General features: G+C 70.6%; 16 protein-coding genes, 1 pseudogene and 1 riboswitch. Of the genes and pseudogenes, 9 read left to right on the top strand and 8 right to left on the bottom strand.

All coding sequences use genetic code 11. The features are described from left to right. The first annotated feature begins 32 nt into the window (after positions 1-32). From OHA73_RS14015 to OHA73_RS14005, 3 genes are all read left to right on the top strand, one after another. A complete protein-coding gene (locus OHA73_RS14015) occupies positions 33-713 on the top strand; it encodes a response regulator (RefSeq protein WP_266720510.1) in 681 nt (226 codons plus the stop codon). Positions 714-765: 52 nt separating this feature from the next. After that, entirely contained in the window at positions 766-1794 is a 1029-nt protein-coding gene (locus OHA73_RS14010; RefSeq protein WP_266720512.1) for a 6-phosphofructokinase, read from the top strand. 82 nt (positions 1795-1876) lie between these two features. Further along, positions 1877-2887 (top strand): 2-hydroxyacid dehydrogenase, encoded by a 1011-nt coding sequence (locus tag OHA73_RS14005; RefSeq protein ID WP_266720514.1) that lies wholly within the window; start codon positions 1877-1879, stop codon positions 2885-2887. On the opposite strand, the gene OHA73_RS14000 is transcribed toward OHA73_RS14005, so the two are convergent. Then, positions 2827-4716, bottom strand: a complete 1890-nt coding sequence (locus tag OHA73_RS14000; RefSeq protein WP_327655194.1) for an anthranilate synthase family protein — start codon at positions 4714-4716, stop codon at positions 2827-2829. The genes OHA73_RS14005 and OHA73_RS14000 overlap by 61 nt on opposite strands. A 278-nt stretch (positions 4717-4994) precedes the next feature. Here OHA73_RS14000 and OHA73_RS13995 point away from each other — a divergent pair, with 278 nt between their 5' ends. Continuing rightward, positions 4995-6347, top strand: a complete 1353-nt coding sequence (locus tag OHA73_RS13995) for a class II 3-deoxy-7-phosphoheptulonate synthase (RefSeq protein WP_266720518.1) — start codon at positions 4995-4997, stop codon at positions 6345-6347. Between the two features lie 158 nt (positions 6348-6505). Continuing rightward, a complete protein-coding gene (locus OHA73_RS13990) occupies positions 6506-6763 on the top strand; it encodes a (2Fe-2S)-binding protein (RefSeq protein WP_266720520.1) in 258 nt (85 codons plus the stop codon). A 2-nt stretch (positions 6764-6765) separates the two neighbouring features. On the opposite strand, the gene bfr is transcribed toward OHA73_RS13990, so the two are convergent. Beyond that, the gene (bfr, locus tag OHA73_RS13985; RefSeq protein WP_327655193.1) at positions 6766-7245 is read right to left on the bottom strand and encodes a bacterioferritin; all 480 of its coding nucleotides are present in this window, start codon (positions 7243-7245) and stop codon (positions 6766-6768) included. 175 nt (positions 7246-7420) lie between these two features. On the opposite strand from bfr, the gene OHA73_RS13980 reads away from it, so the two are divergent. After that, positions 7421-8053 (top strand): sulfite oxidase-like oxidoreductase, encoded by a 633-nt coding sequence (locus OHA73_RS13980; protein WP_266720524.1) that lies wholly within the window; start codon positions 7421-7423, stop codon positions 8051-8053. Between the two features lie 33 nt (positions 8054-8086). Here OHA73_RS13980 and OHA73_RS13975 read toward each other — a convergent pair. From OHA73_RS13975 to thiO, 6 genes and pseudogenes are all read right to left on the bottom strand, one after another. After that, positions 8087-8200: pseudogene (locus tag OHA73_RS13975) on the bottom strand (DUF4396 domain-containing protein); the annotation flags it as partial. A 70-nt stretch (positions 8201-8270) separates the two neighbouring features. Then, on the bottom strand, positions 8271-9137 hold the full coding sequence (locus tag OHA73_RS13970; protein WP_327655192.1) for a deoxyribonuclease IV: 867 nt from the start codon (positions 9135-9137) through the stop codon (positions 8271-8273). A gap of 48 nt (positions 9138-9185) precedes the next feature. Continuing rightward, positions 9186-11135: a Stk1 family PASTA domain-containing Ser/Thr kinase gene (pknB, locus tag OHA73_RS13965; protein ID WP_327655191.1), complete on the bottom strand. Its 1950-nt coding sequence runs from the start codon at positions 11133-11135 to the stop codon at positions 9186-9188. A gap of 100 nt (positions 11136-11235) precedes the next feature. Beyond that, positions 11236-12030: a thiazole synthase gene (locus tag OHA73_RS13960; protein WP_327655190.1), complete on the bottom strand. Its 795-nt coding sequence runs from the start codon at positions 12028-12030 to the stop codon at positions 11236-11238. A 7-nt stretch (positions 12031-12037) separates the two neighbouring features. Continuing rightward, on the bottom strand, positions 12038-12238 hold the full coding sequence (gene thiS, locus OHA73_RS13955; RefSeq protein WP_266720532.1) for a sulfur carrier protein ThiS: 201 nt from the start codon (positions 12236-12238) through the stop codon (positions 12038-12040). Next, the gene (thiO, locus tag OHA73_RS13950) at positions 12235-13413 is read right to left on the bottom strand and encodes a glycine oxidase ThiO (protein WP_327655189.1); all 1179 of its coding nucleotides are present in this window, start codon (positions 13411-13413) and stop codon (positions 12235-12237) included. The genes thiS and thiO overlap by 4 nt, the downstream gene beginning before the upstream one ends. Continuing rightward, positions 13411-13524, bottom strand: a riboswitch (TPP riboswitch). It overlaps the preceding gene by 3 nt. A 52-nt stretch (positions 13525-13576) precedes the next feature. Here thiO and OHA73_RS13945 point away from each other — a divergent pair. The 3 genes from OHA73_RS13945 to OHA73_RS13935 all read left to right on the top strand — a co-directional run bounded on the left by OHA73_RS13945 (position 13577) and on the right by OHA73_RS13935 (position 15745). Continuing rightward, positions 13577-13924: a hypothetical protein gene (locus tag OHA73_RS13945; protein ID WP_267070731.1), complete on the top strand. Its 348-nt coding sequence runs from the start codon at positions 13577-13579 to the stop codon at positions 13922-13924. Positions 13925-14043: 119 nt separating this feature from the next. Continuing rightward, positions 14044-15285, top strand: coding sequence for an NAD(P)/FAD-dependent oxidoreductase (locus OHA73_RS13940; RefSeq protein ID WP_443063067.1), 1242 nt, complete (start codon positions 14044-14046; stop codon positions 15283-15285). Positions 15286-15379: 94 nt separating this feature from the next. Then, entirely contained in the window at positions 15380-15745 is a 366-nt protein-coding gene (locus OHA73_RS13935) for an Rv2175c family DNA-binding protein (RefSeq protein ID WP_266720538.1), read from the top strand. Positions 15746-15757: the final 12 nt, after the last annotated feature.

Raw genomic sequence — 15757 nt, 5'->3', positions numbered from 1 at the left:
TACGGGCCACGGGGGAAGGCAGGACCGGAGAGATGAGCGAACCGAACGGATCCATCAAGGTCATGGTGGTCGACGACCACCCGATGTGGCGCGACGCCGTCGCCCGCGACCTGGGCGCGGCCGGCTTCGAGGTCGTCGCCACGGCGGGCGACGGCGAGCAGGCGGTGCGCCGCGCGCAGGCCGCGGGGCCCGACGTCCTCGTCCTCGACCTGAACCTGCCGGCCAAGCCCGGCGTCCAGGTCTGCAAGGAACTCGTCGGCGCCGACCCCCGCCTGCGCGTCCTCGTGCTGTCCGCGAGCGGTGAGCACGCCGACGTACTGGAGGCGGTGAAGTCCGGTGCCACCGGCTATCTGCTCAAGTCGGCCTCCACGGACGAACTGATCGACGCGGTGGGGCGCACCGCCGTCGGCGACCCCGTGTTCACGCCGGGCCTCGCGGGCCTCGTCCTCGGTGAGTACCGGCGGCTCGCATCGGACCCGTCCCCGGCCGGTGACGCCGACGAGTCGGGCGCCGCCCCGCAGCTCACGGACCGGGAGACCGAGGTGCTGCGCCTCGTCGCGAAGGGCCTGAGCTACAAGCAGATCGCCGAGCGACTGGTCATCTCGCACCGCACGGTCCAGAACCACGTGCAGAACACCCTCGGCAAACTCCAGCTGCACAACCGCGTGGAACTCGTCCGGTACGCGATCGAGCGAGGTCTGGACGACGACTGACCCCGCGCGGGAGAGTGGCCCCAACCACTCGCCGTGACAAGGGAGTTACGCCATGAGGGTCGGAGTGCTGACCGGAGGCGGTGACTGCCCCGGACTGAACGCTGTCATCCGGGGCATCGTGCGCAAGGGTGTGCAGGAGTACGACTACGACTTCGTAGGGTTCCGGGACGGCTGGCGCGGCCCCCTGGAGAACGACACCGTCCCTCTCGACATCCCCGCGGTGCGCGGCATCCTGCCCCGCGGCGGCACCGTGCTCGGCTCCTCGCGGACCAACCCCCTCCAGGCGGAGGACGGCATCCGCCGCGTCAAGGAGAACCTCGCCAAGCAGGAGGTCGGGGCCCTCATCGTGATCGGCGGCGAGGACACCCTCGGCGTCGCGGCCCGGCTCGCGGACGAGTACGGCATCAAGGTCGTCGGCGTACCGAAGACCATCGACAACGACCTCTCGGGTACGGACTACACCTTCGGTTTCAACACGGCCGTCGGCATCGCCACGGAGGCCATCGACCGGCTGCACACCACCGCCGAGTCCCATATGCGGGTCCTCGTCGTCGAGGTCATGGGCCGGCACGCGGGCTGGATCGCGCTGCACTCCGGCCTCGCCGGTGGGGCCAACGTCATCCTCATCCCCGAGCAGCGCTTCGACGTCGAGCAGGTCTGCTCCTGGGTCACCTCCCGCTTCCGCTCCTCGTACGCCCCGATCGTGGTCGTCGCCGAGGGGGCGATGCCGCGCGACGGCGACATGGTGCTGAAGGACGAGTCCCTGGACTCCTTCGGGCACGTGCGCCTCTCCGGCGTGGGGGAGTGGCTGGCGAAACAGATCGAGAAGCGGACGGGCAAGGAGGCGCGGACGACGGTCCTCGGCCATGTGCAGCGGGGCGGCACGCCGTCCGCGTTCGACCGCTGGCTGGCCACGCGGTTCGGGCTGCACGCGATCGAGGCGGTGCGGGACGGGGACTTCGGGAAGATGGTGGCGCTGCGGGGGACGGACATCGTGCGGGTGCCTATCGCGGACGCGACGGCCCGCCTCAAGACAGTGGATCCCGCTCTGTACGAAGAGGTCGGCGTGTTCTTCGGGTAGGCGTCTTCAGGGGCGCGGGGAACTGCGCAACCGATCCACGGCTCCGTGTGCCGTACGGAAAGGCCGTACATACACTCCCTCTATGGAGATCCTCGCATTCGGCGTGCAATCCGACGAAAAGCCTCTGATCGAGAAGGCCTTCGAAGGGCACCACGACGTCCGCTGCCTCGACGTCTTCCTCAACGAGGACACCGCACCGATCGCGGCCGGCTACGAGATCGTCTCCACCAGCGTCAACGCCACCCTCAACCACCGCGTGCTGCAGACCCTCGCGGCCGGCGGCACGCAGCTGATCGCCCAGCGCTCCACGGGCTTCAACAACATCGACCTACAGGTCGCCGAGCGGCTCGGCCTGACCGTGTCCCGCGTCTCGTACTACTCGCCGTACTCGGTCGCCGAGTTCGCCTGGACCCTCGCGATGGCCGTCAACCGCCGCATCGTCCGCGCCAGCACCCGCACCCGCGACTTCGACTTCCGCCTCGACGGGCTGATGGGCCGCGATCTGCGGGGCCGCACCGTCGGCGTGCTCGGCACCGGAAAGATCGGCGAGGCCTTCACCAGGATCGCGCACGGCTTCGGCATGAACCTGCTCGGCTGGGACGTCGCCGAGAACCCGAACTGCACGGCCCTCGGCATGAAGTACGTCGACAAGGAGCAGCTGTTCGCCGAGGCCGACGTCGTCAGCCTGCACGTACCGCTGCTGCCCGCCACCGAGCACATCGTGGACGCCGCCGCGCTGCGCGCCATGAAGGACGACGCGATCCTGATCAACTCCAGCCGCGGCGGCCTCATCGACACGAAGGCCCTGGTCACGGAGCTCCGCGAGGGCCGCTTCGCGGGCGTCGGCCTCGACGTGTACGAGGCCGAGGCGGGCCTGTTCTTCCTCGACAAGTCCCTCGACGTCGTCGAGGACGACACCCTGGCCCGCCTCGTCACGTTCCCGAACGTCCTGGTCACGTCCCACCAGGCGTACTACACCGTGGACGCGGTCGGACAGATCATCGAGACCACGGTGCAGAACGTCCTCGACTATCAGGCCGGGCGCCGCTCCGAGAACGTGCTGGTCCCCGCAGAGGCGCCGTCGACCAGCTGAGCCAGCAGCTCCCGTACGATCCCTGCGCCGCGCAGCGAAAGCACCGACTCCGGGTGGAACTGGACGCCCCCGAAGGAGGGCCCGCGCAGCGCGTGCACCTCACCCGTCGCCCGGTCCCGGCTGATCTCCACGCCGTGCGCCGCCAGTTCGGTCGCCGCCGCGTCGTCGCAGGACGCCACGAAGCTGTTGTAGAACCCGACCTTCTCGGTCCGCCCGAACACCTCGACGTCGGTCTGCGCGCCCTGGTACGGCACCTCCTTGCGGACGATCTCCAGGCCCAGCTCCGCCGCGATCAGCTCGTGCCCGAGGCAGACGCCGAGCACGCCGTGCTCGTGCGTGCGGATCACGTCGGCGGTCAGTGAGCGCAGGAAGCGCATCTTCGGGTCGGTCAGGTCGGAGGGGTTGCCGGGGCCGGGGCCCAGCACGACCGGGCCCTCGTGTGCGAGCACCGCCTCCCGCAGGCCCTTCTCGTCGTAGCGCCGCACCGTCACGTCGAGCCCCGTCGAGCGCAGCACGTGCGCCAGCATCGCGGTGAAGGTGTCCTCGCCGTCGACGACGAGCGCGTGCCCGGAAAGCTCGTTCTCGCGCTTCTGCATCCGCAGCCAGAACGGCGCGAGCGCCGACCTGCGCCCGTCGAGCGCCGCCCGCACCCGCGGGTCGTCGGCGAGCGCGGGCCGCGTGCTCTCGGCACGCGGGCGTGCGGGGCGCACGCCCAGCGCGGCCAGCACGCCCGCCGCCTTCGCGTGCGTCTCCGCGACCTCGCTCGCCGGGTCGGAGCCGCGCACGAGGGTCGCGCCGACCGGGACGCGGAGCTGCCCGGAGGCGTCGATGTCGGCGGTGCGGATCAGAATGGGGGAGTCGAGCGTCTGCGCCCCGCCCGCGTCCCTGCCGACGAGCGCGAGCGCGCCCGCGTAGTAGCCGCGGCCGCCGACCTCGTGCCGCTCGATGACGCGGCACGCGTTCTGCACGGGCGAGCCGGTGACGGTGGCCGCGAACATCGTCTCCTTGAGTACGTCCCGCACATCGAGGGTCGACTTCCCCCGCAGCTCGTACTCGGTGTGCGCGAGGTGCGCCATCTCCTTGAGCCGCGGACCGACGACGACACCGCCCATGTCGCCGACGGTGCACATCATCTTGAGCTCCTCGTCGACGACCATCGACAGCTCCTCGATCTCCTTGCCGTCGGCGAGGAAGTCCAGCAGGTGCTCGGGCGTCGGGCCCTCGGCCGGGTAGCGGTACGTGCCGCTGATCGGGTTCATGACGACGGTGCCGCCGGACATCCGGACGTGCACCTCGGGGCTCGCGCCCACCAGCGTCCGGTCCCCGGTGTGCACGACGAACGTCCAGTACGCGCCCCGCTCCCCGTCGAGCAGCCGCCGGAACAGCGCGAGGGCGTCGGCCCGCGAGAATCCCGCGATCTCACCCTCGTACGTCCTGCGGATCACGAAGTTCGCGCCCTCGCCCTGCCCGATCTCCTCACGCAGCACCCGGCCCACGATGTCGGCGTACGCGTCGTCGTCGACGTCGAAGCCGCCGTCGCGGACCTGGACGTCGTGCCGCGGAAGCTGTTCGAGGGCCTCGGCGAGCGGGAGTTCGTACGACTCCTCGGGGGTGAGGACCGTGAGCGGGGTGCCGTCGTCGCGGACGTCGAAGCCGCGTTCCCTGATCTGCCGGAAGGGGACGAGGGCGAGCCCTTCGGGGATGTCGGCGAGGCGTTCGTACTCGGCGACCGGGCCGGTCAGGACCTCGACCGTGTCGTGCTCGCGGCCAGGGGTGCGGCGGCGCAGAAGCGCGAAGGGGCGGTCGCCCGTGAGCAGTGAGTCGAGCATGAGGGTGTTCCTTCCAGAGACTGTCGGGAGTCGTTCGGGAGGAACAGCCGGTGTCGTAAAACACTGAAGGCCGCCCCTCGGGCGGCCTTCGCGGTTTCAGATACGCGCAGTCAGTGGGCCGCCGGATGTGCGGTCCACCACCAGGTGCGGTGCAGAAGTTGCGCGAACATGAGCGTCACCGTACCCGATGCCCGCGCGTGGGGCTCAGACGTGTCGCGTCCGTCTCAAAAGATGAGCGGGGGGATGGACGGGCGGCATGACCCCGTAATGTTTACGAGGTGACCGTGAACGCTAAGACCAGCGCAAGCGCTGGCAACACCTGGCGAGACCTGCCCGCGGCGCAGCAGCCCGAGTACCCCGATGCCGAGGCTCTGCGCGATGTGATCGCGGACCTCGAGTCGTATCCGCCGCTCGTCTTTGCCGGCGAGTGCGACCAGCTGCGCAACCGCCTGGCGGCCGTCGCCAAGGGAGAGGCGTTCCTGCTCCAGGGTGGCGACTGCGCCGAGGCCTTCGACGCCGTCTCCGCCGACCACATCCGGAACAAGCTGAAGACCCTGCTCCAGATGGGCGCCGTGCTGACGTACGCCGCCTCGGTGCCGGTGGTGAAGGTCGGCCGGATCGCCGGTCAGTACTCCAAGCCGCGCTCCAAGGGCACCGAGACCCGCGACGGCGTCACGCTGCCGACCTACCGCGGCGACTCCGTCAACGGCTTCGAGTTCAACGAGGCGGCCCGGATCCCGGACCCCGAGCGCCTGAAGCAGATGTACCACGCGTCCGCTTCGACGCTGAACCTCGTGCGCGCCTTCACCACGGGCGGCTACGCGGACCTGCGCCAGGTGCACGCCTGGAACCAGGACTTCGTGAAGTCGTCCCCGTCGGGCCAGCGCTACGAGAAGCTCGCCCGCGAGATCGACAACGCGCTGAACTTCATGCGCGCCTGCGGCACCGACCCGGCCGAGTTCCAGACGGTCGAGTTCTACGCCTCCCACGAGGCGCTGCTGCTCGACTACGAGTCGGCGCTGACCCGCGTGGACTCGCGTACGGGCAATCTGTACGACGTCTCGGGCCACATGGTCTGGATCGGCGAGCGCACGCGTCAGCTCGACCACGCGCACGTCGAGTTCGCCTCGAAGATCCGCAACCCGATCGGGATCAAGCTCGGCCCGACGACGACGGCCGAGGACGCGCTGCAGTACATCGAGCGCCTCGACCCCGACCGCGAGCCCGGCCGGCTGACCTTCATCGTCCGCATGGGCGCCGACAAGGTCCGCGACAAGCTGCCCGAGCTGGTGGAGAAGGTCACGGCGTCCGGCGCGCAGGTCGCCTGGATCACCGACCCGATGCACGGCAACACGTACGAGGCGGCCTCCGGTCACAAGACCCGGCGCTTCGACGACGTGCTCGACGAGGTCAAGGGCTTCTTCGAGGTCCACAAGGCGCTCGGCACGCACCCGGGCGGCATCCACGTCGAGCTCACCGGTGACGACGTCACCGAGTGCGTGGGCGGCGGCGACGAGATCTTCGTCGACGATCTGCACCAGCGCTACGAGACGGCCTGCGACCCGCGCCTCAACCGCAGCCAGTCGCTCGACCTGGCGTTCCTGGTGGCGGAGATGTACCGCGACCAGTGACGGCCATTGACCGTGGGTAACGCCGTGGGGCGCGGATCACAAGGATCCGCGCCCCACGGCACTTTTGTGCTTCCGGTCGGCCGGGTAAGGTTAGGTTAGCCTCACCGATCAATCGGGACGGCGCTGCCTATGAGTCCCGACGACGGTCCGACCGGGAGGTGAACCGCGTGTTCGTCTGCAACTGCTTCGGTGTCACCGAGGCGCAGGTCAAGAAGCACGCGGAGGACGGTGCCTGCACCCCCCGCCAGATAGCGTCGGCCTGCAAGGCCGGCACCGACTGCGGTTCCTGCGTCCGCCGGATCCAGGCACTGCTCGGCCGGAGCGCGTGCCCCCGCAGGGAGCTTGTCGAGCAGGGCGACTCGGCCGTTGCCCTCGCGCCGCAGGCCGAGTCGGCGGAACTTCCGGAAGCGGCCTAGCTCTAGCCCTCCGGCTGCTCGATGAGCTGCGCGATGTACAGCGCCTCACCCAGCTTCTCCACCAGCTCCAGCTGCGTGTCCAGGTAGTCGATGTGGTGCTCCTCGTCCTCGAGGATCGACTCAAAAAGGTTCGCAGACGTGATGTCGCCCTTGCCGCGCATCACCTCGATGCCCCGCTTCAGACGGTCGATCGCCTCGACCTCGACCTGCCGGTCCGCCTGGAACATCTCGGTGACCGTCTGGCCGACCCGGACGTGGAAGAGCCGCTGGTAGTTCGGCAGGCCGTCCAGGAACAGGATCCGGTCGGTCAGCACCTCCGCGTGCTTCATCTCGTCGAACGACTCGGAGCGTGTGTACTTCGCGAGCTTCGTCCAGCCGAAGTTGTCCTGCATCTTCGCGTGCAGGAAGTACTGATTGATGGCCGTGAGTTCGGCCGTCAGCTGCTCGTTGAGAAACTCGATGACCTCGGGGTCGCCCTGCATCGCAGAGGCTCCTTCCAAGCGGTTACTGGGCAGGTTTCGCGCATCCTTGCACCGGCACACGAGTGCGTCCAGTAAGTGCACGCTTAGTAGGAGTTGCCCGAATCAACGGTCGTGGCAGGTCCGGGCGGAGTGGGCGTGGTCACGTCCACTGCTCCAGGTCTGTCAGGATGGAGGCATGGGTCATCCGGTGGGTCGCGAGTCTGGGGGAGCAGTGCAGCCGGAGCTTCCACCGGGGCAGCGTCTGCAGCGCGGCTGGCCCGTCACGCACTACGGCCCGGTGCCCAAGTTCCGGCCCGAGCGCTGGGAGTTCAGGGTCTTCGGCGCGACCGCCGACGGTGACAAGCACTGCTGGAACCACGAAGAGTTCGCGGCGCTGCCGTACGGGACCGTGGTCGGCGATCTGCACTGCGTCACGAAGTTCAGCATGCTGGCCGCCGAATGGGGCGGCGTACGCGCCTCCACGATCCTGGAGCTCGCCCCTCCCGGGCCCGATGTCACCCATGTGATGGTGTGGGCCGAATACGGATTCTCGTCCAACCTGCGGCTGTCCGACTTCGCGTCCGAGCGGGCCATTTTCGCCACGCACAAGGACGGCGAACTGCTCACCGCGGAGCACGGTTTCCCGCTGCGCCTCGTGGTGCCCCACCTGTACGCCTGGAAGGGCCCGAAGTGGGTGCGCGGCGTCGAGTACATGACGGCGGACCGGCGCGGATTCTGGGAGGAGCGCGGGTATCACAACGTGGGCGACCCGTGGCGTGAGCAGCGGTACTCGTACCAGGAGGGGCCCGGGGAAGGGCCCGAGTTCTAGGCCTCTCGCCAGGCTTCCGGTACCCCCTGGGGGTCAGTGGTACTGGTGCACTACCGCGTGGCCCTTGCCGCGGCCGACCATCCAGCGGTTGACCGGGGTCGTCACCACGAAGGCGATCGCCGGCGAAGCGGCGAGCGCGACCCGGAACGCCGACATGAAGTCGGCGCCGGGCCGTGCGTGCTCCGCGCAGCGTGAGCGATTGACGTCCTCGTTGACGTCAGGCGCTGCGCAACCCCTGCAGTCGGGCCACGTCGGCCGCGTGCCCCTCTTTGCCGCCGGGTGTCTCGATGACCAGGGGAACGTTCTCGGTCGCGGGGTGGGCCAGCAGCTCACGGAACGGGTCCTCGCCGATGTGGCCGGAGCCGATGTTCTCGTGCCGGTCCTTGTGGGCGCCCACGACGTCCTTGGAGTCGTTGGCGTGGATCAGCTTGAGGCGGCCCTCGCCGACCGTGTCCACGAGCAGGTCGAGGGTCTGCTTCATGCCGGCCGGGCCCGTGAGGTCGTGGCCCGCCGCGAAGATGTGGCAGGTGTCGAGGCAGACGCCCAGCTTGGGGTGGCGGTCGAGGACGTCGAAGTACGGGCCGAAGTCCCAGGTGCGCGAGCACAGCGAGGCGCCCTGGCCCGCGGTCGACTCCAGGAGCAGGAACGGGTCGTCTTCGTGGGTCAGCTCGTCGAGCAGCGGCAGCATGCGCTCGCGGACCTGCGCGAGGGCGACCTCACGCTCCCGGCCGCCGGTCGCGGAGCCGGTGTGCACGACGACGCCGAGGGCGCCGATCGCGCGGGCCCGGCGCAGCGAGTGGCGCAGGGAGTCCACGGACTTGTCCACGGTCGCCTCGGTGTGCGAGCCGAAGTTGATCAGGTACGGGGCGTGGACGTACGCCGGGATGTTCTCGGCGGCGCACTGGACGCGGAAGTCCTCGTCCTGCTTGGGGTTGCCGGGCGGAGTGGCCCAGCCGCGGGGATTGGCCACGAAGACCTGGACGGTTTCGGCCTTGAGGTCACGGGCGTAGGAGAGGCCTACGGACGCGAGGCCGCCGGCCACGGGAACGTGACCGCCGATCGGGTTGCGGATGCTGCTGTTCACCCGGCCCAGGGTGTCATGCGTGTTCGAACGCCCGCGGCCGGGCCGCCGCTACCGGATGGTGATCGTGATGCTGGAGCCCTTCGGGGCCTCGTCGCCGCCCTCCACCGACTGGCTCTTGACCGTGTCACCGAACAGGCCGAGCAGGCCGCGGTTCTCCTCCGCCTCGAAGCCCGCCGCGCTGAGCTGAGACTTCGCCTCGTCGACCTTGAGGCCCGTGACATCGGGGACCTCGACCATGACGGGGCCCTTGGAGATCGTCAGGGTCACCGTGTCGCCCTCGGCGAGCTGCTTGCCCTCCGCGGGGGACTGCCGGGCGATACTGCCCTTGTCCTCTTCGGAGTTGACCCGCTTCGTGGAAATCTCGGCCTTCAGGCTCGCGTCCTCGAGGTCGGCGATGGCGTCCTGCTCGGACTCGCCCGTGACGTCGGGGACGTCGACGGGGGAGCCCTTGGAGACGACCAGGGCGACGGCGGAACCGGCCTTGCGCGTCTTGCCCGCGCCGGGATCCGTGCTGATCACCGAGCCCTTGGCGATCTGGTCGCTGAACTTCCTGGTGGTCATGCCCGGTTCGAGATCGCGCTTCTTGAGATCGCTCTTCGCCTTGTCCAGCGGGGTGCCGCTGAGGTTGGGGACCTTCACGGTCTTCGCGCCCCTGGACACGGTCAGGTCCACCGTCCCGCCGTTGCGGATGCGGTCGCCGGAACCCGGGTCGCTGTCCATGACGGTGCCGCGCTTGTACGTGTCGCTGTACGCGCGCGTGACCGTGCCTCGCTCCAGGTCCGCGTCGGCCAGGCGCTTCTCGGCCTGCGTCTGCGTCTGGTTGAGGACGGACGGGACCTTCGTGAACTGGCCGGAGTTGATGTACCAGACGCCGGTGCCGAGGCCGAGGACCAGCAGGACCGCCGCGAGAATCGCGAGGGTGCGGCGCTGCGGGCCGCGACCGCTGCCGTGCGCCGGCCCGGGGGCCGTGGGAGGCAGGGGCGGCGGCATCTCCAGGCGGCTCGTCCGGTTGAGCTGCGCCTGGTCCGCGGAGTCCGTGGGCAGCGGCAGCTGTACGGGCGTGCCCAGCGCGCGCGGGATCACACTCGTACGGTCGTCGGCCCCCACGTACTCCGTGTCGAGCGCCTGCGGCGGCACCGCGTCCAGCTGGACGTCGGTGAGCGTCGACCGGGCGCCCCTGGCCTGCCCGAGGAGCGCCACGGCGTCGTACGGGCGCACCTCGGGGGTGCGCGCCGTCGCCGACGCGACCAGTTCGTCGAGCTCGAAGGGGAGGCCGGGGACCGCCGCCGAGGGCGGGGGAACGTCCTCGTGGAGGTGCTTGTAGAGGATCTGGGCGGGGGACTCGCCCGCGTGCGGCTTACTGCCCGTGAGCATTTCGTAGAGCACGACACCGCACGCGTAGACGTCGACGCTCGGTGTCGCCGTGCCGTTCTCGATCTGCTCGGGCGCCAGGTACGAGACCGTGCCGAGGACCGCGCCCGTGGTGTTCGTGACCGTGTCCACCGCGCGGACCAGGCCGAAGTCCGCCACCTTGACCCGGCCGTCGTCCCCTATCAGGACGTTCTCCGGCTTCATGTCGCGGTGCACGAAGCCGGCGCGGTGGGCCGCTCCCAGCGCGGCGAGGACCGGCTCCAGGATGTCGAGGGCGGCGCGGGGCCGCAGCGCGCCCCGGTCGCGCAGCACGTCGCGCAGGGTGCAGCCGGCGACGTACTCCATCGCCAGATACACGTACGCGCCGTCGGTGCCCTGGTCGTACACCCCCACGACGTTGGGGTGCGAGAGGCGGGCCACCGACTTGGCCTCGCGGATGAAACGGTCGACGAACGAGGCGTCGGCGGCCAGCGAGGGGTGCATCACCTTGAGCGCGAGCACGCGGTCGAGGCGGGTGTCCACGGCCCGGTAGACCGTGGCCATCCCGCCGACCGCGATGCGTGCGTCGACGCGGTACCGGCCGTCGAGCACGTGCCCGAGCAACGGGTCCTGAAGGGTCGTGTCCACGCAGGCGAGTGTACGAGGAGTGACCGACAGGCAGACCGCGTGCTGCCGGACTGGGCCCGTCCTGCAGCACAGCTGTGACCGGCGTCGCCGTGCGCCCGTGTCAGAAGGCGGGGCGCTCCGGGTCGAGCCGCGCCCGCCCCTCCATGGGCGAGGACGCCTCCGCGAAATGGCGCTTGGGGATGCGCCCCGCGCGGTACGCGAGCCGACCCGCCTCCACCGCGTGCCGCATGCCCTCGGCCATCAGGACCGGCTCCTGCGCGCGGGTCACCGCCGAGGCGAGCATCACACCGGCGCAGCCGAGTTCCATGGCGAGTGTCACATCGGAGGCCGTGCCCGCGCCCGCGTCCAGGATCACCGGCACGCGCGCGTGCTCGGTGATCAGCTGGAAGTTGTGCGGGTTGCGGATGCCGAGCCCGGAGCCGATGGGGGAGCCGAGCGGCATGATCGCCGCGCAGCCCACGTCCTCCAGCTTGCGGGCCAGGACCGGGTCGTCGTTCGTGTAGGGCAGGACCGTGAAGCCGTCGTCCACCAGCGTCTCCGCGGCGTCGAGCAGCTCGATCGGATCGGGCAGCAGGGTGCGCTCGTCGGCGATGACCTCGAGCTTCACCAGGTCGGTGCCGAGCGCCTCGCGCGCGAGGCGGGCCGTCAGGACGGCCTCTCCCGCGGTGAAGCAGCCGGCCGTGTTCGGCAGCACCCGGATGTTCAGCTTCTCCAGGACGGAGAGCACCGAGCCGTGCACGCCCGCGTCCACGCGGCGCATCGCCACGGTGGTGAGTTCGGTTCCGGAGGCCATCAGGGCGCGCTCCAGGACGTCGAGGCTGGGCGCCCCGCCCGTGCCCATGATCAGACGCGAGGAGTACGCGTCGCCCCCGAGGACGAAAGTGTCGTCGGCCATGGACGGTTCAGCCTCCTTGTACGGCCGTGAGGACCTCGACGCGGTCTCCGTCGGAGAGCGCCGTGGCGGGCCATTGCGTGCGGGGGACGACGATTTCGTTGAGGGCGGCGGCGACGCCCTTGGGGGCGGTGGTGAGCGTGGTGACCAGGAGGTCGAGCGTGGTGCCCGCGACCACCGTGCGTGGCTCGCCGTTGATGTGGACCTTCATGCGGGCTGCTCCAAGAGGGCGGTGCCGAAGCGTTGCGGTGTGAACGGGCGGGCCTCTTCCGGGAGTTCACCCGTGGTCAGGGCGTGCGCCATGGTGTCGCCGGTGATCGGCGTCAGGAGCACGCCGTTGCGGTAGTGGCCGGTGGCGAGGAGGAGGCCGGGCAGGACGGTCGGCCCCAGCAGCGGGGCGTTGTCGGGGGAGCCGGGGCGCAGACCCGCGCGGGTCTCGGTGAGCGGGAGTTCGGTGATGCCGGGGACGAGTTCGTGGGCGTCCCGCAGGAGTTCGTAGACGCCTCCCGCGGTGACCGTGGTGTCCCAGCCGAGCTCGTTGCTGGTGGCGCCCACGACGAGTTCGCCGTTGACGCGCGGCACCAGGTAGATGTGGCTGCCGCGCACGACCGCGCGGACCGTGCGGCTGAGGAAGGGCGCGTACCGCTTCGGCACCGTCAGGCGCAGCACCTCGCCCTTCACGGGGCGGACCGGCGGCAGCACCGCGTCGGGCACCCCCGCGAGCTGCCCGCTGCGGCTGCCCGCCGCCAGCACGACCTGGTCCGCGGCGAGTTCGGTGCCGTCGGCGAGGACCGCGCCGCGCGCCCGGTCGCGGACGACACAGAGCCTTTCGGCCCACGACCGGTGGAAGGTCACGCCGGAGCGCTCACAGGCCGTCACGAGGGCGCTCGCGAGCCTTCTCGGGTCGATCTGGTGGTCCCCGTCGACGCGTAGTCCGCCGCGCACTCCCGGGGCGAGCATCGGTTCGAGGCGGCGGCAGTCGCGGCCCGAGAGCCACTCGGACCCGAGCCCCGACTTCGTTTGCAGCGCGTGCAGTTCGCGCAGGTGGGCGCGGTCGTCGGCGTCGAGCGCCACCGCGAGCGTGCCGCACGCGCGGTAGCCGAGGTCCTGCCCGGCGGCCTCGGACAGCTCGGCCGCGAAGTCCGGGTAGCGGCGCGCGGAGGCGAGGTTCAGGCCGAGCAACGTCTGCTCGCCGTGGTGGAGTTCGGTGACGGCGGCCAGCATTCCGGCCGCCACCTGGGCGGCCCCGCCGCCTGGTTCGGGGTCCGCGACCGCGACGGAGAGACCGCGCTGCGCGGCCCGCCAAGCGGTGACGAGACCGATGATGCCGCCACCGACGACGAGGACGTCGCAGGTGTGCGAATGAACGGATGGCGTCGACGACATGGGCGTCAAGCCCCTCCCTTCGCCGGTATGACCCGGATCAGGTTCGTACGGTCGAAGGCCGCTCCAGCCTCCCTCTCAGCCCGCTGCGTACGGGCTCCCGCGAGTGCTCTACGTTGGCCACCCTAGCCGTTCACCATGGCCTCCAGTAAGGGAGTCTCAGCCCGTGGCCCGTTCTCTCGACGGTCTTGTTCTGTCCCCTGTTGTCGACCAGGCACCGGGGCAGGTGGGTACGCGGACCCGCTTCACGTACCGGGAGAGGGACGGCCGGATTTCGGCCGCCTACGTAGGCGGCGATGTCGTGGAGGGGCACCTTGTGGGCACGCGCTCCGGGGACGGGATCGACTTCCGCTACGTACAGCTGAAGACCGACGGAACGACCTCCTCCGGGCACTGCGTCTCGACCGTGTCCGAGCTCCCGGACGGCCGGGTGCGCCTCGACGAGACCTGGGAGTGGGAGTCGCAGGCGGGCAGCGGCACCAGCGTGGTCGAGGAGCTCCCCGGCCGGGTGTGAGCGCCGCGGCGCCGCCCTTGTCTTGATCGCTAAACCGCCGGCACATGTGCAGGACGTCACGGCGCGGGAGTGGCCCGCACCGCTGACTGACGAAAGATCAGGTGCCTAAGGTTGATCCCGTGAGTGAGCAGCGGAGCGGGAGCGGAGCGCCTTCGGGGCAGCGGAACGTCGTCATCGTGGGCGCGGGCATGGCCGGTGTGCAGACGGCGGTGGCGCTGCGCGAACAAGGCTTCGCCGGCGCGGTCACGCTGCTGGGCGCCGAACCCCATCAGCCGTACGACCGGCCTCCGCTGTCCAAGGCGGTGCTGCTCGGCAAGGCCGAGGGCTCGGCCTTCGACGTGGACTTCGAGGCGCTCGGCGTCTCCCTGGAGCTGGGCCGCGAGGTGACCGGGCTGCGGCCCGGCGACCACGAGCTCGACACGGCCGAGGGCCCGGTCCCGTACGACGTGCTGGTCGTGGCGACCGGCGCCGAGCCCGTCCAGCTGCCGGGCACGCGATCCGCCCCCGGAGTGCACCTGCTGCGCACGCTCGACGACGCCGAGCGGCTGCGGCCCGTCCTCGCCGAGCAGCACGACGTGGTGGTCGTGGGCGCCGGCTGGATCGGCGCCGAGTTCGCCACCGCGGCCCGTGAGGCCGGCTGCCGCGTCACGGTGGTGGAGGCCGCGGAACGGCCGCTGACCGGGGCGCTGCCCGCCGAGATCGCCGCCCCCATGGCGGCCTGGTACGCCGACGCCGGAGCCCAGCTGCGCACCAACGCGCGCGTGGAGAGCGTCGAGCCGGGCATCGTGGTCCTCGACGACGGCACGCGGCTGCCCGCGGGAGCCGTCGTCGTCGGCATCGGCGCCCGCCCCGCCACCCGCTGGCTGGCCGGCTCCGGCATCGAGCTCGGCGCCCACCGCGAGGTCATCGCGGACGACGGGCTGCGCACGTCCGTGCCCGACGTGTACGCGGTGGGGGACTGCTCCTCGTTCCCCTCGGGGCGCTACGGGGAGCGCCTCATGGTCCACCACTGGGACAACGCGCTGCAGGGGCCGCGCACGGTGGCGGCGAACATCGTCGGCGAGACCCCGGCGGTGTACGACCCGGTGCCCTATTTCTGGTCCGAGCAGTTCGGCCGGTTCGTGCAGTACGCCGGGCACCACGCGGGCGCCGACACGACGGTGTGGCGCGGCAACCCCGCCGGCGCCGCCTGGTCGGTGTGCTGGCTGCGTGGCGGCGCCCTGGTGGCGGTCCTCGCCGTCGGCAAGCCGCGTGACCTGGCCCAAGGGCGCAAGCTCATCCAGGCGGAGACCGCGCTCGACCCGGAGCTCCTCGCGGATCCGGCCCGCCCGCTGAAGTCCGCGGTGACATCCAAGGCGTGACAGAACGTGCCGGAAGGGGCGAAACGGGAGTAGCCGTGGCCCATCCGCACCGGCCCGGCTTCCGAGTGTCAGTCCGGGATGGCAGGCTTGTCCTGTGACCGAGATTGACGCAAAGATCGATGCTCTTGTCCCTGCCTGGCTCACCCTCCCCGACATCGCGGAACAGCTCGATGTCGAGGTGACGCGTGTGCGACAGCTGGTCAAGGAAGGCCAGCTGATCGCCGTGCGCCGCGGTGAGAACAGGGCGCTGCACGTGCCCGACGCCTTCATCGACGGCGACAAGATCGTCAAGGGGCTCGTCGGCCTCCTGACGGTTCTGAGGGACGACGGCTTCAGCGACGAAGAGATGCTGGAGTGGCTCTTCACCCCCGACCCGAGCCTGCCGGGCACGCCCGCGCAGGCCTTGAGCGAGAATCGCGGCACGGAGGTGAAGCGCCGCGCCCAGGCGCTCGCCGTCTGACCTGACAACTGT

This window comes from Streptomyces sp. NBC_00483, assembly GCF_036013745.1.
Lineage (GTDB): Bacteria > Actinomycetota > Actinomycetes > Streptomycetales > Streptomycetaceae > Streptomyces.
The sequence above is the reverse complement of the archived record's forward strand: the minus strand, read 5'-3'. Positions and strand labels throughout refer to the sequence as shown.